At 43.4% G+C, this 21665-nt stretch carries 21 protein-coding genes; 12 read left to right on the top strand and 9 right to left on the bottom strand.

The annotated features are described in order from the left end of the window. Positions 1 to 102 precede the first annotated feature (102 nt). The 3 genes from ABE021_RS13230 to ABE021_RS13220 all read left to right on the top strand — a co-directional run bounded on the left by ABE021_RS13230 (position 103) and on the right by ABE021_RS13220 (position 3141). A complete protein-coding gene (locus ABE021_RS13230; protein ID WP_430289262.1) occupies positions 103 to 1377 on the top strand; it encodes a helix-turn-helix domain-containing protein in 1275 nt (424 codons plus the stop codon). 110 nt (positions 1378 to 1487) lie between these two features. Further along, positions 1488 to 1886: a DUF1992 domain-containing protein gene (locus ABE021_RS13225; protein ID WP_430289261.1), complete on the top strand. Its 399-nt coding sequence runs from the start codon at positions 1488 to 1490 to the stop codon at positions 1884 to 1886. 34 nt (positions 1887 to 1920) lie between these two features. Next, the gene (locus tag ABE021_RS13220; RefSeq protein ID WP_430289259.1) at positions 1921 to 3141 is read left to right on the top strand and encodes an MFS transporter; all 1221 of its coding nucleotides are present in this window, start codon (positions 1921 to 1923) and stop codon (positions 3139 to 3141) included. 178 nt (positions 3142 to 3319) lie between these two features. Here ABE021_RS13220 and ABE021_RS13215 read toward each other — a convergent pair whose 3' ends face one another. From ABE021_RS13215 to ABE021_RS13205, 3 genes are read right to left on the bottom strand one after another with little or no spacing between them, the layout of a single operon-like run. Next, a complete protein-coding gene (locus tag ABE021_RS13215) occupies positions 3320 to 4267 on the bottom strand; it encodes a TRM11 family SAM-dependent methyltransferase (protein WP_430289258.1) in 948 nt (315 codons plus the stop codon). Continuing rightward, positions 4264 to 4842 (bottom strand): hypothetical protein, encoded by a 579-nt coding sequence (locus ABE021_RS13210; RefSeq protein ID WP_430289256.1) that lies wholly within the window; start codon positions 4840 to 4842, stop codon positions 4264 to 4266. The genes ABE021_RS13215 and ABE021_RS13210 overlap by 4 nt, the downstream gene beginning before the upstream one ends. A gap of 51 nt (positions 4843 to 4893) precedes the next feature. Continuing rightward, positions 4894 to 5796 carry a cation diffusion facilitator family transporter gene (locus ABE021_RS13205; RefSeq protein ID WP_430289255.1) on the bottom strand — a complete coding sequence of 301 codons (903 nt, stop codon included), beginning with the start codon at positions 5794 to 5796 and terminating at the stop codon, positions 4894 to 4896. A 280-nt stretch (positions 5797 to 6076) separates the two neighbouring features. On the opposite strand from ABE021_RS13205, the gene argH reads away from it, so the two are divergent. Next, positions 6077 to 7402 carry an argininosuccinate lyase gene (gene argH, locus ABE021_RS13200; RefSeq protein WP_430289254.1) on the top strand — a complete coding sequence of 442 codons (1326 nt, stop codon included), beginning with the start codon at positions 6077 to 6079 and terminating at the stop codon, positions 7400 to 7402. 281 nt (positions 7403 to 7683) lie between these two features. Here the strand turns inward: argH and ABE021_RS13195 are convergent, their stop codons facing one another. Continuing rightward, a complete protein-coding gene (locus ABE021_RS13195; protein WP_430289253.1) occupies positions 7684 to 8463 on the bottom strand; it encodes an enoyl-ACP reductase FabI in 780 nt (259 codons plus the stop codon). Positions 8464 to 8637: 174 nt separating this feature from the next. On the opposite strand from ABE021_RS13195, the gene ABE021_RS13190 reads away from it, so the two are divergent. Both ABE021_RS13190 and ABE021_RS13185 read left to right on the top strand, forming a co-directional pair. Continuing rightward, positions 8638 to 9045, top strand: coding sequence for a YugN family protein (locus ABE021_RS13190; RefSeq protein ID WP_430289252.1), 408 nt, complete (start codon positions 8638 to 8640; stop codon positions 9043 to 9045). 90 nt (positions 9046 to 9135) lie between these two features. After that, positions 9136 to 10689 (top strand): NlpC/P60 family protein, encoded by a 1554-nt coding sequence (locus ABE021_RS13185; protein ID WP_430289251.1) that lies wholly within the window; start codon positions 9136 to 9138, stop codon positions 10687 to 10689. Positions 10690 to 10736: 47 nt separating this feature from the next. Here the strand turns inward: ABE021_RS13185 and ABE021_RS13180 are convergent, their stop codons facing one another. Then, positions 10737 to 11147: a hypothetical protein gene (locus ABE021_RS13180; RefSeq protein WP_430289250.1), complete on the bottom strand. Its 411-nt coding sequence runs from the start codon at positions 11145 to 11147 to the stop codon at positions 10737 to 10739. Between the two features lie 196 nt (positions 11148 to 11343). On the opposite strand from ABE021_RS13180, the gene brnQ reads away from it, so the two are divergent. Together brnQ and ABE021_RS13170 are read left to right on the top strand one after the other, a co-directional pair. Then, entirely contained in the window at positions 11344 to 12672 is a 1329-nt protein-coding gene (brnQ, locus tag ABE021_RS13175; RefSeq protein WP_430289248.1) for a branched-chain amino acid transport system II carrier protein, read from the top strand. Between the two features lie 78 nt (positions 12673 to 12750). Continuing rightward, the gene (locus ABE021_RS13170; RefSeq protein WP_430289247.1) at positions 12751 to 13164 is read left to right on the top strand and encodes a pyridoxamine 5'-phosphate oxidase family protein; all 414 of its coding nucleotides are present in this window, start codon (positions 12751 to 12753) and stop codon (positions 13162 to 13164) included. 33 nt (positions 13165 to 13197) lie between these two features. Here ABE021_RS13170 and ABE021_RS13165 read toward each other — a convergent pair whose 3' ends face one another. Further along, positions 13198 to 14475, bottom strand: coding sequence for a GTPase (locus ABE021_RS13165; protein ID WP_430289246.1), 1278 nt, complete (start codon positions 14473 to 14475; stop codon positions 13198 to 13200). A 165-nt stretch (positions 14476 to 14640) separates the two neighbouring features. Between ABE021_RS13165 and ABE021_RS13160 the strand changes: the two genes are divergently transcribed. Both ABE021_RS13160 and ABE021_RS13155 read left to right on the top strand, forming a co-directional pair. Further along, a complete protein-coding gene (locus ABE021_RS13160; protein WP_430289245.1) occupies positions 14641 to 15927 on the top strand; it encodes a purine/pyrimidine permease in 1287 nt (428 codons plus the stop codon). Between the two features lie 82 nt (positions 15928 to 16009). Next, complete coding sequence (locus ABE021_RS13155; protein ID WP_430289244.1) at positions 16010 to 17203, top strand: NAD(P)/FAD-dependent oxidoreductase; 1194 nt, start codon at positions 16010 to 16012, stop codon at positions 17201 to 17203. Between the two features lie 57 nt (positions 17204 to 17260). Here ABE021_RS13155 and ypfJ read toward each other — a convergent pair whose 3' ends face one another. Then, entirely contained in the window at positions 17261 to 18103 is an 843-nt protein-coding gene (gene ypfJ / locus ABE021_RS13150; RefSeq protein ID WP_430289242.1) for a KPN_02809 family neutral zinc metallopeptidase, read from the bottom strand. Positions 18104 to 18204: 101 nt separating this feature from the next. Next, on the bottom strand, positions 18205 to 18702 hold the full coding sequence (locus ABE021_RS13145) for a TspO/MBR family protein (protein WP_430289241.1): 498 nt from the start codon (positions 18700 to 18702) through the stop codon (positions 18205 to 18207). A 130-nt stretch (positions 18703 to 18832) separates the two neighbouring features. Between ABE021_RS13145 and ABE021_RS13140 the strand changes: the two genes are divergently transcribed. Together ABE021_RS13140 and cyoE are read left to right on the top strand one after the other, a co-directional pair. After that, positions 18833 to 19459, top strand: coding sequence for an SIMPL domain-containing protein (locus ABE021_RS13140; RefSeq protein ID WP_430289239.1), 627 nt, complete (start codon positions 18833 to 18835; stop codon positions 19457 to 19459). Positions 19460 to 19626: 167 nt separating this feature from the next. Continuing rightward, positions 19627 to 20541: a heme o synthase gene (gene cyoE, locus ABE021_RS13135; RefSeq protein WP_430289237.1), complete on the top strand. Its 915-nt coding sequence runs from the start codon at positions 19627 to 19629 to the stop codon at positions 20539 to 20541. Positions 20542 to 21082: 541 nt separating this feature from the next. Here the strand turns inward: cyoE and ABE021_RS13130 are convergent. Beyond that, the gene (locus tag ABE021_RS13130) at positions 21083 to 21652 is read right to left on the bottom strand and encodes an SLOG family protein (protein ID WP_430289236.1); all 570 of its coding nucleotides are present in this window, start codon (positions 21650 to 21652) and stop codon (positions 21083 to 21085) included. Positions 21653 to 21665: the final 13 nt, after the last annotated feature.

Genomic DNA, 21665 nt, shown 5'->3' with positions numbered 1-21665 from the left:
GTGTAAGTGGAGGGGAATTAGATAAATGGCTCCTTACGTTCTTCGGAGAATACGTAATAAAGAAACGAAATATTGTGATAAACTGAAGGAGGAGGTGCACAAATGAGTGATTACGATAGTAAGAACTGGGGACGGCTGATTAAATTCCATCGTCAGCAACAAGGATTGAAGCAAGATGATGTCTCAATGGGGGTTTGTACGCCTTCTTATTTGAGTAGGATTGAAAATGGTGTGGTCATTGCTGAACAAACTGTCTACGAAATGCTATTAGCCCGCTTAGGGATTGACCTAGCCCAAGAAAAAGATAATTTGGAGATGAAGCGCTCATTCTTTGAAACGATATATGCAAAGCTATTATCGAATGAAAGCCTTATGGAAAACGAAATAAGTCAATTAAAATCTTTTCAGAAAGAGATTTTTCAACAAGAAATCGATTTGCTGGCTGGATTAGTTTACAGCCGTTATTTATTTTCTATCGATTGCTTGAATGAATCTCGGAAACTGCTTTTAAAAATCGAGCCGTTTGTCACATGGCATCAGGACAGAATCACTCAACTATATATTGCTACTTCGACAAATCTTCATTTATCCTTCTTGGAGTTTCAGCAGATTATCTTAAGAGAGAAAGACCAACACGTTAGTAATTATATGAATACTGCTAATCGTTTTGAACAAGCGAATTATTATTACCACTTAGCCTTTGCACACCACCGCAATTATTCATTCCAACAAGCGCTGGATTATATGAATAGTGCGTCCCTAGCATTTTCCCACCAATACAAGCCTCTCTTTCAACTAAAGTTATATTCGATGAAAGGAGTTATTTTGAATGATCTCCACCGATTCCAAGAGGCACTAGTGGAGTTTGAGGCAGGGCAGGACTTGTTAAGAAATGTTGAGTCAATCCAAACACCGAGGCAATGGAGTTCTCTTTATAACAACATCGCTTATTGCTACGAGTGCCAAGGCTCATTTAGAAAAGCTATGTCTTATTATGAGCAAGCAAATCGTTTTGAAGAAGATTTACATACAGTGATTAATTGGATGCGGGCAAGCTATCAAGAACGGGATGAAGAGATGTTAAAGATGTTATTGAGGGCATACCCAAAAGATCGGTTCAACGTCACACATCATCACTATCAGCTGCTCTTGTTGAAATGTGCAAGCGAGGGAGACTTCGAGCTTACTAAGTTGAAGGATATTGAAGAACTCGTTTTCCCTTATTTCCAGCAGCAAGAGTATTATTCATTAACCTTGTACTACGCTCCATTATGGGCGTCATTTTATGAAAAACTCCATGCTTATAAGCAAGCAACTACCTGTTTCAAATATGCACTGAATGCAAGTGAAAAAGTGCGACAGCGTATGAGCAGCTAGGTGTAGGTTTTGGTCTAAGAATAGGAAACTAGACTTCACTATTTGTATAGGTTGGCATCCCAACCAAGTGATAGAAATCATTGCTGGTCAGATGGAGGGAGCGAGGAATTATGAAAGAAAGCGATTTTCAAGAACCTTATAATGACTTGATGGGTGACATCATTAAGAAACATGCAGAAGAAGGTGGGATGGACAATTTACCTGGTAAAGGGAAACCACTGAGTCAAGACTACTTTTCAGGAGATACGCTGCAACATTTTCAACGGATTGCTAAGGACGCTGGATATAAGCCGCATTGGCTGAATTTGCAACAAGAAATTCGAGAGGACGTTCTATTTCTAGCTGATTGTTATGAGGCGGATATCACCTTGTACCTAGAAGAACGGCTAGAGGAAATAAATAAAAAGGTTTCTAAATATAATCGATCATGTCCTCGTCCTATGCAGAAGGGGCCCGTTTCTTTGGAGACTATAAAAAATGTGTTAGCAAAACGAGGGGAATCCTTGTAGGGAGGAGATTTCTGCAAGAAGGGGTCGTTTTACATTGGGTACATTAAAGGGATGGAAAGAACCAGGCATATTACTGTCGTCCATCGCAATTTCCAATATGGGTAACTTTATTTATCTGATCGCCATTAATATTATTGTCTATCATCTCACAGGTTCTGCGGCAGCAGTTGCAGGACTCTGGATGATTAGTCCACTTACGAACATCGCTACTAAATTTTGGACAGGAAGCTATATAGATTATAGAAGTAAGAGAAAAATAATGATGACCACATATATAGTTCGGGCTGTGTTCATAAGTCTCATTCCGTTAGCTCACAATATGGTCGTTATTTATGGAATTTTGGTGGTGCTCAGTATAGCGAACTCTTTCTACCATCCAGCATCTACGACCTATTTAACCATAGTTGTGCCGATTGAGAAAAGGAAGCGGTTCAATTCATTTCGTTCTTTTGCAAGTTCCGGCGCTTTCATTATTGGACCAGCGATAGCAGGTGCAATGCTCTTTTCATTATCTTATGAACTTACTTTATGGATCAATGCGGTGTTATTTGTGGTAGCTGCACTGGTGCTCCTATTGCTGCCGGAAAAAGAAGTGATTGATAAAAGTCGGATTCCTGTGTTGACGATTCCGCAAGTAGTGAGTGATTTCACGGTCGTGAAGGATTTTGTTATAGCGAATCGGTATGTAGCTTCTGTTTATCTAGGGTTCACTATGGTTATGCTCTTTTCTTTTGCAATGGATACTCAAGAAGTCGTCTTCACTCAACGAGTAATCGGTCTTTCTGAAATCGACTATAGCTTGCTAGTCAGTATTACGGGTATAGGATCCGTGTGTAGCGCTATTTTGATTGCAATTTTTTCAACTAAAATTTCTCTGAGAACTATGATTTCCATGGGGTTGATAATGATGACGATAGGCTATTTGATTTACGCCTTTTCCTGGTCGTTTTTATCAATCATGATCGGTTTCTTGATTTTAGGATTCTTTAATGTGTTTCTAAATGCAGGGATTATGACGTTTTATCAAAACAATGTACCGGTTTCCATAATGGGAAGAGTAACTAGTATCTATCAGCTCATTCAAAGCATTATGCAAGTTATATTCATCATTGGCGTAGGTGTTCTAGGAGATGTTTTGTCTTTACGAGTTGTCATTGCATCATTAGCGATTGTAATGCTTGTAACTTCTGTTATATATGCAGGATTAGTACTTAGATCGGATAAAAAGCGGTTTTATCTAGAGGATAATAACTAGCCAGGTTATTCAAAATGGAGTGCATATCGTGCTCAATGATTCATTAGCAATTTACCAGTCATAGTTTTGGATTCAATGACCAGCATCTTCAAGTGACGTTCCATGTTATAAGGAAAAGCAAAACGAGCTGACCTGAGAAACTAGGTCAGCTCGTTTTCCTGTTGGTTCTCATCTAATTTTACAGACACACGACAATTTCCCGTTCAAAGTGCGCTTTCTTTGCAATGCAGCGATCCTGGATTTCAAAACCTGCATCGATCAGTAAATCATCCATCGATTCGATTGTAACGATAACGAGTTTGTCGGTCAGCGTGCGGGCCGCTTTTAATATCGAGGCTTGCTGCTCACGAGTAACGTGTGTGTACAAGTTATATGGCATGTCGATGATCGCCGCGTCATAATGGCCTGGGGCTTCTTCGATAGGACCGGGTGTTACATTGCCCGTGTAACCGAAGTGTTCAATATTCTTTCGTGAACCGAGAACTGCGAGAGGGTTAATATCGCGTCCATCCATGTCGATTCCCATCGATAACGCTTCAACTAGCACGTTACCGATACCGCAACATGGGTCAATCGCTTTTACGCCTTCAGTATGAGGTACGGCGATATTCGAAACCGCGCGTGCAACACGTGTGCTTAATGCGGTTGAATACATTTCAGGCTTTTTAATGTGCTGTCTCCATACTGATATACTCTCAGTCAAATAGCCAAAAAGATATTGATGGCCAATCTGAACAACACCGTACATAATATCGGGTTGAAACAGGTCGGCTTCTCCTTGCATTGCCAGTCCAATTGAACGTTCCACTTTTCGCCGATCCGGATGAGCAATCTTAGCAGTTTCACCAAGTGTCATTGTATTGAGGCAACGAATTTGAAAACGTTGTCCGTTATCTGTAAGTGTAGAAACATATTCTGTAATTTCCTGAATGGAATTGCACGTAACTAGTACATCTAGCCGCTCTTTCATGAAAGGGCTTCGGCTTGGATCGATGCAGGTTTCGCTGAAGATGAAATTCTCGTGCGTATCTTTATTGAAAAATGCGCGCATTTCAAGCCGGCACAACTCTATTTCATCGGTGTGTCGACTATACGTGTATAGGTGATTGACTGCTGTCTTGTTCACGCTTCTTCCTCTAATGCAACGAGCATGTTAAATACAAATTCATATACAAGTTCCAGTGTTTCGTTGAAAGTATGTGTTTCGCTAAAGCCATCTACATAGTCAAGCGCGATATTTACATCCCACAATCCATCATCAGCAGAAAACATCAAACTGCGTGTACCAGGTGCGGTTCCGAGTTTCGTATCGATATACTTCTTCATCCATTCCCCATGCTTTTTCTGGACCTGAAGTCCAAACAATGCAGTGATGGTGCCGAATACATCATCCATCTCCAGGACGACGCCATCGATTCCAATCGTCGTAAATGACGTATCTTCTGCGAACATGTAATCATTCGGTTGTGTCTTCACATAAGAGACAGCTAGTTCTCCAGCATTCACAGGTGTTTCCAGCGGCTCATCAGTTTCTTTGTTTGAAAGGCTATAAGACGGGGAAAAAGCAGGTGCTTCAAGTACTTTCACTTCTGGTGAAAGCAACCCCTTGTTCACTAGAAACTCCTTCTGTAACGTGTTCAGCGCAATTCCTTCTTGCGCATTGTGTCCTGCCATATAATTCGTCATCCATTTTGTTATCATTCAACACAACTCCTTCAATACTATCAGTATACCTTAATTGGCACGCGACAGTCACTCGATCTCTGGGTACCATGGATTCACGTGGATCAGGACTTCACCGACATCCGGATTCGCATCTTTGATGGCATTTCTAAGAGTGCTCGTAATGTCATGGCCTTGCTGGATGGTGAGCTCCGCAGGAATACTGATTCGGATATCCACGAGTACATAATGACCATGCTCCCGCGCTCGAAGACGGTCAATTCGTTTCACTTCAGGTAATGCTTCTATGACCTGTTTGAAAGTTAACAGCCGTGCATCACTCACTGTCTTTTCCATAAGGATATCGAGCGCTTCTTTTCCGATGTGAATTGCGAGTCGTAAGACAAGAATAGCAACAATCAGACCAGCGAGCGGATCTCCGTAGGAAAGGATAGGGATATCATAATGATAGCCAATTAAGCCGAGACCGATTCCTATGACAGCTGCCAGTGAGGCATACACATCAGCAAGATGGTCATACGCAGTGGCAATCAGCCCTTTACTGTTTTCTTGCTTGCCGATTTTCATGGTGTAGAAGTAGAGCGCTTGTTTCCAAAGCATCGAAACGATGGCCGTTATCAATGCAAGGACACTTGCTCTAGCAGGCACTTCGAAAAATGCGATAATGGCTTCAATCGCAATGTAAATGGCTGCTGCCCCTAAAATCAAGCCGACGATAGCGGAGCTGATGACTTCTGCTTTTCCGTGACCATATGGATGATCTTCATCTGGCGGTCGTTTAGAAAAGCGCATCGAGGTTAAGGCTGCGGCAGAAGCGACCACGTCTCCTGCGTTATGGAATCCGTCCGCTAACAAAACAGGACTGTGGAATAGATAGCCAACAACGATTTTCAGGATGGTGAGAAAGATGTTACTGACAAGACTGACCCAAATTGCAATGAGGGAGGATAGTGAATGTGTCGTGTTTGTCATGAACTGAGGACCTCCAAGTGATAAAGTTGTAGAGAGGAAACAAAAACCCCTGACGCAGTTACATCAGGGGGTGGGGTCGGGAATTTATAGGATTGGTCATTAATAAGCATCGTATACATGGGAATCACTCACTTCTTGTGAATTGCGTACCAATAAGTATACCTTTTTGACAAACACAATACAAGTGGAGAAGCTGGAAGGAGAACGTTGCAAAAAGTTTTATTATGAATTATAATTCATGTATTATAATAATTATACATATCGATGGAGGATGAGCTGCATGAAACTTTGGGGTGGAAGATTTTCTTCTAAAGAACACGAGCGCATGGAACAATTCAACACGTCATTACCTGTAGACAACCGGTTGATTGAACAGGATATTGCTGGGAGTCTTGCTCACGTAACCATGTTAGTGCATTGTGACTTACTGACACCTGAAGAGGGTGAACTGCTCATCAAGGGGTTGGAAGAGATTCAACAGGATATTACGTCCGGTAAGCTATTGGTAGAAGGGGATTACGAAGATGTCCATTCGTTTGTCGAAGTACAACTGACGGAGCGAATCGGAGAAACAGGGAAGAAACTCCATACTGCACGAAGCCGGAACGACCAAGTTGCCGTGGATATGAGGTTGTACGCTAAAGCTAAAGCGAAAGAAGTAGCAGATTTGCTTCAAAGCTTGATGGATTCTTTGGCTGCGAAAGGACAAGCGAATGATGTCATTATGCCCGGGTATACACATCTGCAACGAGCGCAAGTGATTACATTCAGTCATCATTTAGGTGCCTATGTCCAAATGTTTTCACGAGACAAGAAACGAATTGAAAATGCTGCGGAACTCATGGATGAAAACCCATTAGGTTGCGGTGCGTTAGCAGGAACGACTCATGAAATCGATCGTGACGTGACTACAGCCCTCCTACATTTCGCAAAGCCGGTTGACAATTATATTGACGGCGTCAGCGATAGAGACTACCTATTGGAACTGATGTCCGATTTCTCCATCATTATGATGCACTTAAGCCGCTTAAGTGAAGAGCTTATTCTATGGAGCAGTCAAGAATTCAAATTCGTCACGATGTCCGATGCATTCTCCACAGGCAGTAGCATCATGCCGCAGAAGAAGAATCCGGACGCTGCCGAACTGATCCGTGGAAAAACGGGACGCGTCTATGGTTCGCTCTTCGCATTGTTGACTACACTGAAAGGGTTGCCGCTTGCGTACAACAAAGACATGCAAGAAGACAAAGAACAATTTTTCGACGCAGTTGACACCGTCATCGATTGTATAGACATCATGTCCAGCATGATCGATACCATGCAAGTCAATGCCGACCAAATGCGTAATGCCGTCAAAGCCGGTTTCCTGAACGCAACAGAAGTCGCGGACTACCTGGTCAGTAAAGGGACTCCATTCCGGGACGCCCACAGCATCGTCGGCCGCCTGATTATCTATTGCGAACAACAGCAAAAGGGCATCGAAGAACTCACCATCGCTGAACTCAAAAACTTCAGCGATTCTATAGACGAAGACGTCTTCGCCTATATCGACTATGACGAAATCCTGAACAAAGGCACAAAGAAGTTCATGCAAGTAGGCCAGTGATCTTCTACCTGTAACTTTTCAAATGGCAGTTATAGAAGAAAGCTTCATCAGTTTACGTTGAATGAAAGGGAGGACGGCGACTCTTGAGGGATGATATGGAAACAACCTAAGTTAGCGGCGTCGGGCGGCAACGGGTGCATGACCTACATCCTGTACGCCCGCGTCTATCTGTAAAGTAAATCAATACCGTGTACTTAAGATTTCATCACACAAAAAGGGCTGTCCGGAAATCAGTGAATACTGACCTCTGAACAGCCTTTTTAAATCAACAAAGTAACCAATTACCCCATAATGTTATAACCAGCATCTACATAAACCACTTCGCCAGTCACGCCACTCGACAAGTCACTTAGCATGACCATGCTCATCTTCGCCACTTCTTCCAACGTAATGTTTCTGCGCAGCGGTGCCTTCTCTTCAATCTCATGGAGAATCGTATTGAACGAAGGTACACCTTTGGCGGACAGCGTACGAACCGCTCCAGCCGACACTGCATTCACACGGATATTCTCTTTCCCGAGATCATAAGCCAAGTAACGCATGGATGATTCAAGCGCGGCCTTTGCCACACCCATTACGTTATAGCCATCCAACACACGCTCAGCACCCAAATAACTCATCGTAATGATCGATCCGCCTTCAGTCATATAGCGGCGCGCTTCACGAGCAGTTGCAACTAGGGAATATGCACTTGTATCTTGCGCAAACGCATATCCATCACGTGATGTTTCTACAAAGTCATTGTGCAGATCTTCCGCATGAGCAAAGGCTACGGAATGGACGATGCCATGAATGACGCCTACTTCGGAACCGATCTTTTCAAATGCAGATCGCATGCTTTCATCCTCATTCACATCACATTCAACAACTAAACGAGCTGTCAATTCATTCTTTTCAAGTGCCTTTTCAAGTTTTGCTAGAGACCGCTCTTTCCGGTAAGTGAAAATAACGTTTGCACCTACAGCGAAAAGTGTTTTCGCGATCCCCCAAGCAAGGCTCCGCTCGTTCGCGACTCCCATGACAACAATATTTTTCCCCTTAAGTTTCAGTAAATCTTCCATGATTCAGTGGCCCCCTTGAAATCGGTCTATAACAATTATTTTAGTTAGCAGTCAGTATCAATACCTGGTCACAAAATGATTATAGCACAGATTCTTTTTACAGTTCCATCGTGAGTATGAAAAGAAGCTAAGAGGTGACACTAAGCGGAACTTGAGGAAAAGGGAGTGCTTCTTATGATTCAATTAAAGACAGGGCTAGAAGGTAGAAAAACACAATTTGGTATCATTCAAAATCGACTTGAAGAATGCGGCTATCATCTCGGAGGGAACTGGGACTACCATACCGGTTTTTTCGATAGGGTTTTGAATCGGGAAGAGGGAGAGACCATTTACATCCGTGCACCATTTGACGTGATTGCCGGTATGCTGGATCAAGATAACGCATCCATTCAATTTAAAGTTCCCTTTATAATCAAACATGTCGTCAACATCGGGTTCGAGTCGGAAGAAAATTCACTATTGACGTCAACGTTCAACCAATTCCAAGAGCCGCTTGATAAGGATGGAAGAATACCCGACAAATCCAAGTGGCAGGAAATCGGAGTGAGGGAAGTGAACCGTCTGCTTGCAATTTTAGAATGACAAAGGAAAGGATAGTATTCTGAAAAAAATCTATACAGAAGCCTCTGGTTCATGTACGGTATAGGTACAAAATCTATCAGGAGGCTTCTAATGATTAAGAAAATCATTTTCCCATTTCTTATCGTCGCACTTATATTTTCAGTGACCAGTCCCGCATCAGCAGGAAAAGTATTCAGTGATGTCGGTGACCAATACGCAGCGAAAGCTGAACTTGAATTTCTCGCTGAACAAGGCATTGTCACATCAGGTCCATCCGTTGCTTATGGAGTCAACCATTCCATTACACGATTAGACGCATCTGAAATGCTCGTTCGTGCACTGAAACTGGACACCACAAATCGTCCTGATCCATCTGTAGTTGACGTGAAGAAAGGATTCCCTGGCTACGACATCATTGCAACAGTAATCGATGAAAAAATTATGGTCGGGAATCTGAAACGGGAATTTAATCCTAAGTCGCTTTTAACGCGTGCCGAAATGGCGGCGATTCTAGTACGGGCATTCGAGTTGCAGTCTCCGAGCGGCGCTAAGAAATTCCAATTTGTAGATGTGAATACTAAAAGTTTTGCAGCGCCATCGATTGGTATTCTATTCGCAAACAACATCACTTTCGGCTATCCAGATCATACGTTCAAACCTGAGATGACGTTAACTCGTGCTCATTTCGGCATTTTCATCGCACGGATTCTGAAGCCGGAGTTTAGAGAAGCGTTAACGTGTTTCGAACCTGCTGCGAAGAAGACTTATCATGTGAATGTTGCGGTTACTACACTATGGACAGCGCCTAATGCTGCCAGGGTCATTGACAGACCAGCTGTTTCGACCCCATCTGATATTCGTCAATGGACGAAGTCGATGACCATACCCCAGAAACAATGGCTAGTCGGTAAAACAGAAACACAAGCGCTCTATGGGCAAGAAGTAGTTGTGCTGAAGACATCGGGAAGTTGGATACAAATAGCTGTCAAAGACCAGTACTCACCTAAAAACAAATCAGGCTATCCAGGTTGGGTTCCTGCGTCCCACATTAAAGAGTCTTATGCGGATTATGGGAAGTGTGCAACTGCTATGGTGAAAGCCCCCATCACAAACTTGTATCACGGTGAGACAACAGCTCGGCCGTTCATGGAAATCAGTTTCAACACGATTTTACCGGTACTGGACGTCCAAGGGGATTGGGTAAAAGTCCAGACAGCAACAGATGGAGTGAAATATGTAAAGAAACAAGATGTCAACGTGCTTGAACAAGGAAATAAAGTTAAGACGCCGACATCACAGGATATATTAGCTACAGCTAAAAAATTCAATGGGTTGGCATATCTATGGGCCGGTACCTCTGGATTCGGTTTGGATTGCTCCGGGTTCACGTACTCCGTATATAGACAGCATGGAATCGATATTCCTCGGGATGCGAGTGTCCAGGCTACGCATGGCACAGCTGTGAAAAAGAGTGAACTTCAACCAGGTGACTTACTATTCTTTGCTTATAACAAAGGAAAAGGATCTGTACATCATGTTGGCATGTATATCGGAAATGGAAAAATGATTCATTCACCAAATCCTAAGAAAACAGTTGAAATCCTTTCAATGGATGCGGAGCCATATCACACCGAATTCTCAGGAGCCCGCCGTTATTTGAAATAAGATATGAAAAGCCCATTCGCAATGGTGCGAATGGGCTTTTCGATGTGTTATTTCAGGATGTCGTTATATAGTAAATCATTTTCATCTGAAGAGATTACTTTTAAACGATTTTCTTTTTTCACATAAATGCTTTTTATTGTTTTTTGACCGCTTTCATCTTCAAAGAGGAGGACCCTTGTTCCTGAGTTATCCGTCTCTACGATTCCTTTGAGGCCTTCGATAGGTGCCACTTCTGCCACCTTACTGTACTCCTCGAATGTCGAAAGTCCGCTATTGTCAGCTCCGTTTTCAGAAGCTTGTTTTTCCGCTTCAATGTGGTCGTCAGGCGGAATATTGATTGAGTTTTCTTCCAAGGAAGACATGCTCTGGTCTTGGGTATCCGACTTTTGTGCAGGATCATTACTCGTACACCCCGCTAGCAAGCAAGTCAACGCACTTACGAGTAGTATTTTTTTCATTTTAAATGACCTCCGTAATTGTTTTACCAATAAAGCATTTTAACGAGCCGAGTTCTAGATGGCAACTAAATTGGATCCATATTAACTCTACCCAAAACGATTTCGACAAAATCCTTTATAATTCGATGAATGTTTGTTACGCTCTAAAGTGAGAAAAGATTGTCTAATCCATTTATTTATAGTTTGTTGAGGAGTTGTGACAGTATTGACGTTTAAAAAGAATTTCATTATCGGTCTCATGCTATTTGCGTTGTTCTTAGGCGCTGGAAATATTATCTTTCCGCCAAAACTAGGTCAATTAGCAGGAAGCGACCTGGCCATCGCCATGTTCGGTTTCCTGATTACGGGGGTTGGCTTACCGCTTTTAGCAGTTTTGGCAATCGCGCATGCTGGAGGCGATTTACGCTCTATCGCAGATCGTGTTCATCCAGTTTTCGGATTGATTTTCACTATGATTGTATATTTAGCAATTGGTCCGTTTTTTGGAATACCTCGGACAGCCACAGTTTCGTACGAAATCGGAATCTTACCATTTTTGTCTGATGGAGCAGCTACTGCGCAATGGCCACTAATTGTATTCAGTATTCTGTTTTTTGCGATTACTATTGGGCTGGCACTCAATCCAGCAAAACTTGTTGACCGGATTGGGAAGTTTTTAACACCCATTCTCTTCTTAGTGATTGCACTTCTAGCCATCAAGAGCTTTGTTGATCCGATTGGTACGATTAACAAACCCGATGAAGCGTTTGGTGCCCATCCTTTCTTTAAAAGTTTTGTCGAAGGATACTTGACGATGGACGTCATCGCAGCACTTATTTTCGGTAGCGTCATTACGACTGCGATTCATGCAGAGGGCGTAAAAACCTCGAAAGGCCTAATGAAATCGATGATTATTGCTGGCAGTGTCGCGGCTATCGGTTTAAGCTTCGTTTACATATCGTTAGGTTTCATAGGTGCAACGAGTCTTGAGCCGATAGGGCTTCAAGAAAATGGCGGCATTGTTTTATCACTTGCTTCTGAACTGTTGTATGGCTCATTTGGTCCGATTATTTTAGCGGTCACCATCCTTTTTGCTTGTTTGACTACTTCAGTCGGTCTCGTTTCTGCTTGTGCTCAATTTTTTTCTCGAGTGGTACCTGCCCTTTCATACAAGAAATTTGTTATGGTTTTTGCAATATTCAGCACTGTAGTAGCAAATGTGGGGCTTACTCAGCTGATTTCACTTTCCATTCCGGTGCTTTTGATGATCTATCCTCTTGCTATTGTTCTCATGCTATTGTCCTTCGTAGATAACGCATTTGGCAGACGACCGGTTGTCTATGTTCTTGCGTTACTCGGAACAGCACTAGTAAGTATTTTTGATGGTCTTGCCGGTGGAGGAATCACAGTCGAACCAGTCGCCGATATTCTTCAGCATTTGCCGCTGTACGAGCAGCAGATCGGCTGGCTTTTACCCGCAATTATTGGTGCTGGGATCGGGTATGTCATTACACTTGTGTCACCTGCAACCACCTCTAAACGATAACAACTGCTCCCGCTTCATGTTTAATTTTGGTCGATTGAAGGAAGACTAACGTTAACTGGACAAAAAGGAGAGGGTATTATGAATGCAAAAGAAACTGCACAACATATTTTGAATACGAGTCATATCGGAACGATGTCAACTGTAGAGGCGAACAAACCTTTCAGCAGATATATGACGTTTTATCACGAAAACTTTACTTTATACACAGCCACATCTAAAAAAACAGAAAAAGTTGACGAACTTGAGAAAAATCCCAATACACATATTCTGCTTGGATACAATGACGAAGGATATGGGGATGCTTTCTTGGAAATAGCAGGGACGGTCACGATTTCAGATGAAAAGCGACTCAAGGAAAAGGTCTGGAATGATCATATGAAACCTTGGTTCGACGGTCCGGAAGATCCCGATTTAGTCATTTTAAAAGTGGTACCGGATTCCATGCGTGTGATGAACAAAAAAGGTGAAGAGCCACAAACCATAACGTTTTAATATAAAAAGGATGAGCACTCTGCTCATCCTTTTTTACATGTCTTTTTCGTATTCCTGACGTGCATCTTTCACTATGGCCTTTAACTCTTTTTCATCAGCTCCACGCAAAAAGTAGGCAACTGCAGCTTTTCCGATTGCATATGTTCCGCCACTAGCAATACTTGCGCTAATAGCAGAACCAGCTCCTGGAACGACGAGATTCGCAAATTTGCTCCCTTGTTGGGCAATCATGCGCAGCGTAAAACCGGTTGCGCCGATTCCGCCTAGCGACACCAATACTTCACGCGCGGTTTTAAAATCAAGTTCACGGCCAGAGAGATAGGCGATAATCATAAGCAAAATCGATTGCAGTGCAAGCAGAACCGCGATGTCCGTCGCGATTAACGGACTCAGTGCGACTGTTCCAGCCAACGCCGCAAAGACTTTGATGAAACGCGAAGCAATCCGTTCAGAAATAGTGTTCAGTCGAATCGATAACCCGAGATGGATCGCTGCCCGGATGTCCAGGCTGTCTTCTAAAAAATCGATCAGTTCCTCGATCCCGTAACGTCCATCAAATTCAATGGAGCGGTTAGCGTCCTCTTCATCTGACCATTCGATGTAAGATGATACTGGCAGAAAAGCCGAAACTTCCAGATCATTCTGTTCGAAAATCCTTTTCAGCTGTTCCGTTTTCTCTGTTATCAGTTGCACTTTTGAAGCAGGATAGTTGTCCGTCTCTTTTATACGAGAAGGGTTCAAATCATCCACTTGTGTTATCACAGCAATCAGCGGAAGTCCTTCAGCAGCTTTTTTCATAATCTTTTTGGTAATGGCAAGATCTTTATCGATATGAGCACGTTCCGTGGCTTTTTGTAAAAATAGAACAGCATCCGGCTGGAACGACTGAATCACATCTTTTAAAGTATCCTCCGCTTTTGAGTCGAACGTTTCCGATTCGCCTATACCCCGAGTGTCAATCACCTCGAAGTAAATATGCCCATCCGCCTCGTATGCATAGCATTTTGCTTCCTTCGTGCCAATCTCCACTTCACTCACTTCAGCTAGATAGCGACCGCTCAGTGCGTTAATAAGACTGCTTTTACCGACGCCTGTCCTGCCGACCAATACAAATCGCGGTGGACGTGGGTTTTTCAAGCCTTCCAATAAGTTTTGTAACTCATCATCATCCATCATGATCTCCATCATTTTCTTTCGCTGTTTCTCAGAAATTAAATTACCGGGTAGTTTTGTAAATAGCTCTTCTACGTAATTGGATAAATTTCCAATATGCTGTAGTCGCTGACGCATTTCGTCAAATTGGGAACTCATGAGTGACCATCCTCTCTCGATCGTTCTATATCTATCTTGTACCCACAACCGTTCCAAATCAAGCGGTAACATCCTTTTAAAATCGACAGTGTTCCTCAACTAATGGTAAATTGCATGGTATACTGAGAAACAAAAAATCGAGCGGATCCAATGGAGGGATTGCACATGAAACAACTTGTGGGAGGCATTCAATGGGCAGTGTTCTTAATGGCTTCTTCCATCGCTGCACCGATTGCAATCGCCCACGTATTCGGAATGGATTCAGTGGATACGGCCTTGTTTTTACAACGGACCATGTTCGTTTTAGGAGTTGCCTGCCTATTACAAGCATTTCTAGGACACAAGATGCCGATCAATGAGGGACCAGCCGGTTTGTGGTGGGGGATCTTCGTCGTATACGCAGGGATGGTGGGTGTGTTTTACAGCGCTCCCGGAGAAGCCTTACAGGCACTCCAAAGCGGCATGCTGTACAGTGGCGTGTTGTTCATCATCCTTTCGGCAGCAGGCGTCATCACAAAAATGAAAAAACTATTTACACCCGCTATCACGTTCACTTATTTAATGTTGCTGATTTTACAGCTGAGCGGAACCTTTGTAAAAGGAATGGCAGGCGTGGAAACTGGTGAAGATGTGATCGATCTTCGCATTGTAACGGGCAGCTTACTCGTTCTGCTTATTACATTTGTTGCAATGGCCAACAAGCGGGAATGGGTATCCAAATATGCAGTGTTGTTCTCCATAGTGATCGGATGGGCGATTTTTGCGGTTATTGGACGTGCGCCAAGTGTCGCAATCGTCTCCGCCCAGATTATTGAACTGCCGAAAATTTTTGTCTATGGGCCGCCTGTTTGGGATAGCGGTGTTGCAATGACAACAGTTTTTATCACCTTGCTGTTAATCGCCAATATGTTAGCTTCCATGCGTGTTATGGAGAATTTGCTCAAACAGAAGTTTTCGTTGCAAGTTGAAGACCGCGTCCGTCAAGGATCATTTGTTTCGGGCATCAACCACCTTTTGGCTGGTGTGTTTTCTGCAATAGGTCCAGTACCGATTTCCGGGGCTGCGGGATTTGTTGGGACAACTGGAATGGCATCTATCGTTCCATTCATCGTGGGCAGTGCATTCATAGTTGTGGTGACGTTTTTCCCTGCTATCATGGCAATATTTTCTGCGTTGCCAGCACCAGTTGCCTATGCTGTGACGTTTGTCATTTTCACGAAGATGGTGTCCATGGCATTTGCAGAACTGGATGAGGATCTTGAAAAAGAGCGTGCGAGGAAAGCGGTCGCGATTGGTCTGATGACTGGAGTAGGAATCATGTTTGTCCCTTCAGTAAGCTTTGCCCAATTGCCAGCTGTTCTTGCTTCGGTATTATCCAATGGATTAATTACAGGTACGATTGTAGCGATTGTCGTGGAGCAATTATCTTTGCGACGTAGCAAATACCGGTAATAATTTTCACTTTCCAGGTTTGTGTTCACTCCATTAGCGGGAATAGCCGTTAGAGTTGAACGTAAACGAGAGGAAGATACTTATGAAGCTGACGACAGGACAAACATATTGGGATAAAACAGCAAAACCAACATCAAGTTTTCCATCACTTGAAGAGGATATCCATACAGACATCTTAATTGTAGGAGGTGGAATGTCAGGGACATTAGCTGCTTTCAAATTGGCATCTGCAGGGAAGAACGTCACAGTCATCGACCGTGCTGAAGTCGGAAAAGGGAGTAGTTCTGCCAATACTGGACTGCTTCAGTATGCGAGCGACACGATGCTCTCTGAATTTGTTGACAAAATCGGAGAAGACGACGCTGTCCTATTCTACAGAATGTGTCTGGAATCCATGGATGAGTTAACTAAGATCGCTTCAACATTACCTGAAACCACAGGATATCGTTTGCGCGACAGTATCTACTATGCTTCCACGCCAAATGATGTAGATAAATTGAAAAGGGAGTACAGCTACTTAAAAAAATACGATTTCCCAGCAGAGTTTTTAGCTCACCAGAAGTTGGTTGAGGAATATGGAATCGATAAACCTGGAGCATTGCGTACATGGCATGATGCTGAAGTGAACCCTTACCAATTCATACAGGCGTTGACTGCTGAAAATATAAAAATGGGCGTTACCTATTTTGAACATACAGCAGTTGACATGGACTCCCTGACTGAAAATGCCATCAAGAGTGAATCCGGGGCTCATATTTCATTCGACTCGATCATTATCGCAACCGGCTACAGCAAGCTTTATAGCGAGCTGAATGGGAAAGCGCAAATGAATCAGACATTTGCAATTGCGACAACACCGATAGAGGGGGAGCTTTGGAAAGATCAGGTCATGGTTTGGGAGACGAAAAAGCCGTACCTCTATTTCCGGACGGCACCTGGCGGCAGAATGATTGCTGGGGGATTGGACGAAGAATCGAGTGACCTGTATGATGATCCGGCATTCATCCAACGAAAAGGTCAGGAAATCTTAGATGAAATTAAAGAAATGTTTCCACACATCGACGTTGAGATTGAAGATGCTTGGAATTCGTTATTTGGTATCTCCAAAGATGGGTTGCCATTCATGGGGAGGGCGCCTCATCAAGACAATGTCTACTACTTGCTTGGGTTTGAAGGCAATGGGACATGTTATTCGATGGCAGGGGCTGCAATCATTCAGGATTTGCTCGAGGGAACGCCTAATCCATACGCACATATAGTGCGACCAAGTAGATAAAAAAACGTTCGAATTTGTCAATGTAAGGACAAGTTCGAACGTTTTTTAGTTCCGAAATTAGAAATTCATTCCTACAAATGTATTCCCGCCTTCAATTGTTCCAGTTTCAAACCCTTTGTAGAACCAATCTTGTCGCTGTTTCGATGTTCCGTGTGTAAAGCTTTCAGGGACAACATATCCTTGGGAACGTTTTTGGATCGTATCGTCACCGACGGCACTTGCTGCATTCAAGGCTTCTTGCAAATCACCTTTTTCGAGCAGATCCTTTTGTTTTGCGCGTCCTGCCCACACACCGGCATAATAATCGGCTTGCAGTTCGAGTCTCACCGAATACTTGTTGTATTCCTCTTTGCTTAAACGGTTTCGAAGTGTATTCATTTTGTCGCTTGTTCCGAGCAGTTTTTGCACGTGGTGTCCGACTTCATGGGCAATGACGTACGCCATCGCAAAATCGCCAGGAGCTTGGAAATTCGTTTTGAGTTCATCGTAGAAACTTAAATCGATGTAAAGCTTCTCATCACCTGGGCAATAGAATGGCCCGACAGCTGAACTTGCTGTTCCGCATGCGGACTGAACACTGCCTGTATACATGACGAGTGTCGGATCTTCGTATGCCTTTCCGACCTCAGCAAATACGTCAGCCCATACATCCTCCGTATCGGCTAGAACAACCGAGACAAAGTCTGATAGCTCCCGTTCTTCTGCGGTTTCTTCATAAGGTTGGTTCTGAGTAGTGTCCTCACCAGATATTGAACCGAGTAATTCTGAGGGATCGCCGCCTAGAAATAGCACAACGAGTGCCAGGACGACGGTCCCGATTCCACCTCCGACAATTACAGTTCCACCTCTGCCTCGCCGATCTTCTACATTTGAACTTTCCCTTCGTCCTCGCCATTTCATGTGCATAACCCCTTGTATTCAATAATGAGTGCAGTAGTTCTTAAGCGTTCTATACCCATAATTGAAGGGAACGTATCCTGATGTGAAAAAAACCTTTTGGATCAGTTTCTGTTCAGTTTCCAAATGGAGTAATTCAACATCCATGCAAACGAAACCCAGCCTAAGTAAGGAACGAGTAATTTTCCAGCCAATTTGTCGACTTTGTTGAACTCATAGGCGGTTAACGAAATCATCGCAAACAAAATAGTCATTTCGATAAGTGCTGTCCCACGTAAATTCCATTTGAAAAAGAGAAAGGACCAGATGTAATTCAGTCCTAATTGCAGTTCATAGGGGGTCAGTACTTTTCGTGCTACGCTCGGCTTGGAATGTTGTTCTGCCCGGTATTTCGCATAACCCATCAATCCATATAAAGCCGTCCAAGCGATTGGAAATACAGAAGGAGGCGGGCTGAACGAAGGTTTTTCCAGGTTGGCATATTGCTTTTGGGTATTTCGATTCGCTAGCCAACCGGTGAGTGAACCACCAATTATAGGTACTAAAATATTCCGAGTTAATTTACCTCGATTAGTGGGTGCAGCTATTTCAGTGTTTTTCAATTTTATCGACTCCTTTCAATTGTTTTTCTTATTCCCTCTATCGATCCAGCAAAACGGATTTGACCCCAGTTGAATAGTATAGGAAAGTAAAGGGAAAGGTCTTCGAAACCACGGAAAGGGTGATAAGCAAATGAGTGTACAACGAAGTCAGACGCTGGTTGTCACAGGAACTGGAAGCGTCACGGGAAAACCTGATCTGGTCACCATTCAGCTTGGAATCATAACTCATGCTGAACAATTAGCAGATGCCCAAGCTGAAAATACGACACGCTCCCAGTCTGTAATTTCTCGACTGGCCATGTTAGATGTACAGGAAAACGACATCCAGACTTCATCGTATACAGTTTCTCCACAATATGATTACATCGATGGACAGCAGCGTTTTCGAGATTACGAAGTACATCATCAGCTTCGTGTGACTTCGAGGGCCGTGTCGAGTATAGGGTCGATCATTGACGCTGCTGTACAGTCAGGTGCAACAGAGGTGTTTTCCCTACAGTTCGGAATCGAACAGATAACAGATCTTTATGAGCAGGCGTTAAGTAAAGCAGTTGAAAATGCGAAAGCTCATGCACAAGCGCTTGCGACAGCGGCTGAAGTTGTTTTGAATCATGTTCCTGTTACTATTCAAGAAGTTTTACAAAGTGAAGCTGTCCCATTCGCTGTTCAAATGGGGAAAATGGCCGCTGCTCCGCGAATTGAGCCGGGTACATTAGAAATACGCGCAACTGTTACTGTAATGTATAGTTATCGTTAACCAAACAATTGTGGAATATGAGTCCGTCCCTTTTAAAAATATGGAATTCCAGAGAAATGTCACATTTTCTTCATTTCATGTCTTTCTGTTTCTGTCCGAATGATGATATAGTAGTATGAAGGAAACACGTCTACTACCTTTTATCATTCTTCAAAGGATGCGAACTTATGCAAAAAACTATGGAGCGAACTCTTGAAAACGAACAGCATGCGTCAACGCTTGCTAATGATCTGAAATATTTATTTAAAGGTCCTGTGCTAATTGCAAATATCCTTCCTGTTTTCGCAGGATTCTGGCTTGCTATCTATTTCTATGGAGGCACATTTTCGGAATATATTACTCTTTTTTTCTTAACGATGGCGGGCAGTACGATGCTTATGGCTGGGGCTCTTACGTTAAATAACTGGTATGAGGTGGACTTGGACCGAGTGATGGCACGAACTCAGAAAAGACCTACTGTAACCGGTAATATTTCTATGGAAACAATCCTTAAAATTGGGATCGGGTTATCCGTATTAGGGGTCATCCTGCTATACGCGGCTTCCCCAAGTGCAGCAATTTACGGATTTGTAGGGTGGTTTACGTACGTCGTCCTGTATACGATGTGGTCAAAGCGGAAGTACACACTCAATACGGTTATCGGCAGTGTGTCAGGCGCTGTAACCCCACTAATTGGGTGGGCAGCAGTAGGACCCTCTTATCATATGGTTCCGATTGTATTGGCCTTGGTATTGTTCATCTGGCAGATGCCTCACACTTTTGCAATTGCCATTAAAAAAGTGGATGAATACCGTGCAGCAGGCGTTGCGATGCTTCCGGTTGTCAAGGGAATACCTATGACTAAGCGCCAGTCGATCGTCTATAGCGCATGTCTTTTGCCACTGCCATTTTTCCTGGCAGCATTCGGTACAGGTTTCATCGTACTGACAACAATCATGAACATCGGTTTCTTCATCCTTGCGTTAGCGGGATTATTCATGAAAGATGATTACAAATGGGCCCAATGGATGTTCTTATACTCCGTCAATTACATGACCATTTTCTTCATGTCCATGATCCTCATGACTACTTCAATTCTTTAATACAAAAAAGACAGAGTGCACGTGGGGGCCACTGAAAAAGTCCATTCATAGTTGGTTACGCGTGGGAGACTGTTGATTTGCGCTCCAGGCGGACGCTTTCCGAGAGGCTCGATTTCAGCCAATCGAACGACGAAGAGTTCGATTTGCCGTATTTTAGCGAACTTTGCTGAAATTAAGGCAGCACTCATCACCCTCGTGTTGCTCAGTTCAGGGTCTTCGAAAACACGTGCTCCTAACGCTTCGCTTTTACTCGCAAAAGCCGTTCCTCGTTACGGCTTTCGCTAATCCCTCCGGAGTCGCCGCCTTCTGCTCCAATCATAGGGGGTTCGTCATTCATCTTTAGACAGTCAAAACCTTCTAATTGAAAAATAAAGAGCTCATCATCCGTGAAACAGGTGATGAGCTCTTTACGTTTGTTATATCATAAATGCATTACAGTCAGGTGGTGTCCCAATGATTTCTAACCAAGAAACCTTACAACTCAGTCCTTATATGCCTATCTACGATCTTGTTGTCCCCGCGGACAATATACTTCGTCAAATCAGAAATCCATGAAAGTTTCTTGCTCCGCACGCTGGATATCTTCTGCAATAAGCTGCAGATCATCAGCAGAAATGGTTAAGATTTCATACGGTTGCTTCTCCGCAAACTTTTCTGCCATCCGCTTCATGAACTTCGGTGATCCATCGTTCTCTTCATCGTAAACGACAAGCAATCCGTCCGAATTCCTCAACAAGAACTTATCCCGCTCGATGAATTGCCAGGGTGCTTCGTACGGGCGTTTCGTTAAACTCACTTGGTAATCCGCCATAAGCTGAAGTTCTTCATAATCTTGCTTTTTCGTATCGTTCCAATTTTTATCCTGCTCTAAAAATGGGGTGATGAGTGCCAGCTGAAGACTCGGATATATATTTCTCAACTCATCCACGACTTGTCCCGCCCACGTTTCACACCCAGGCTGACCGCTAATAATAGCCCATTCCAATCCGTTCTCAACGAGTCCTTGAAGCCTGTCTGATAAGGCTTTCTTTATAATGTTAATGCCAGGATGATTTGCATCGAAAATACCGAGCTCGTGGGGTTTATATCCAGTGATAATGACTCGTTTCAAGAAATCACTTCCT

It is taken from the genome of Sporosarcina gallistercoris, assembly GCF_050459885.1.
In the GTDB taxonomy this organism is placed as follows: Bacteria; Bacillota; Bacilli; order Bacillales_A; family Planococcaceae; genus Sporosarcina; species Sporosarcina gallistercoris_A.
Note: the sequence above shows the minus strand (reverse complement) of the source record. Positions and strands in the feature narration are given on the sequence as shown.

What these genes read in the sequence shown, in the direction of transcription:
- ABE021_RS13230 (WP_430289262.1), top strand. Translation starts at nt 103, where the DNA reads ATGAGTGATTACGATAGTAAGAACTGGGGACGGCTGATTAAATTCCAT.
- ABE021_RS13225 (WP_430289261.1), top strand. Translation starts at nt 1,488, where the DNA reads ATGAAAGAAAGCGATTTTCAAGAACCTTATAATGACTTGATGGGTGAC.
- ABE021_RS13210 (WP_430289256.1), bottom strand. Translation starts at nt 4,842, where the DNA reads ATGATAACAAAATGGATGACGAATTATATGGCAGGACACAATGCGCAA.
- ABE021_RS13205 (WP_430289255.1), bottom strand. Translation starts at nt 5,796, where the DNA reads ATGACAAACACGACACATTCACTATCCTCCCTCATTGCAATTTGGGTC.
- argH (WP_430289254.1), top strand. Translation starts at nt 6,077, where the DNA reads ATGAAACTTTGGGGTGGAAGATTTTCTTCTAAAGAACACGAGCGCATG.
- ABE021_RS13195 (WP_430289253.1), bottom strand. Translation starts at nt 8,463, where the DNA reads ATGGAAGATTTACTGAAACTTAAGGGGAAAAATATTGTTGTCATGGGA.
- ABE021_RS13190 (WP_430289252.1), top strand. Translation starts at nt 8,638, where the DNA reads ATGATTCAATTAAAGACAGGGCTAGAAGGTAGAAAAACACAATTTGGT.
- ABE021_RS13185 (WP_430289251.1), top strand. Translation starts at nt 9,136, where the DNA reads ATGATTAAGAAAATCATTTTCCCATTTCTTATCGTCGCACTTATATTT.
- ABE021_RS13180 (WP_430289250.1), bottom strand. Translation starts at nt 11,147, where the DNA reads ATGAAAAAAATACTACTCGTAAGTGCGTTGACTTGCTTGCTAGCGGGG.
- ABE021_RS13170 (WP_430289247.1), top strand. Translation starts at nt 12,751, where the DNA reads ATGAATGCAAAAGAAACTGCACAACATATTTTGAATACGAGTCATATC.
- ABE021_RS13165 (WP_430289246.1), bottom strand. Translation starts at nt 14,475, where the DNA reads ATGAGTTCCCAATTTGACGAAATGCGTCAGCGACTACAGCATATTGGA.
- ABE021_RS13160 (WP_430289245.1), top strand. Translation starts at nt 14,641, where the DNA reads ATGAAACAACTTGTGGGAGGCATTCAATGGGCAGTGTTCTTAATGGCT.
- ABE021_RS13155 (WP_430289244.1), top strand. Translation starts at nt 16,010, where the DNA reads ATGAAGCTGACGACAGGACAAACATATTGGGATAAAACAGCAAAACCA.
- ypfJ (WP_430289242.1), bottom strand. Translation starts at nt 18,103, where the DNA reads ATGAAATGGCGAGGACGAAGGGAAAGTTCAAATGTAGAAGATCGGCGA.
- ABE021_RS13140 (WP_430289239.1), top strand. Translation starts at nt 18,833, where the DNA reads ATGAGTGTACAACGAAGTCAGACGCTGGTTGTCACAGGAACTGGAAGC.
- cyoE (WP_430289237.1), top strand. Translation starts at nt 19,627, where the DNA reads ATGCAAAAAACTATGGAGCGAACTCTTGAAAACGAACAGCATGCGTCA.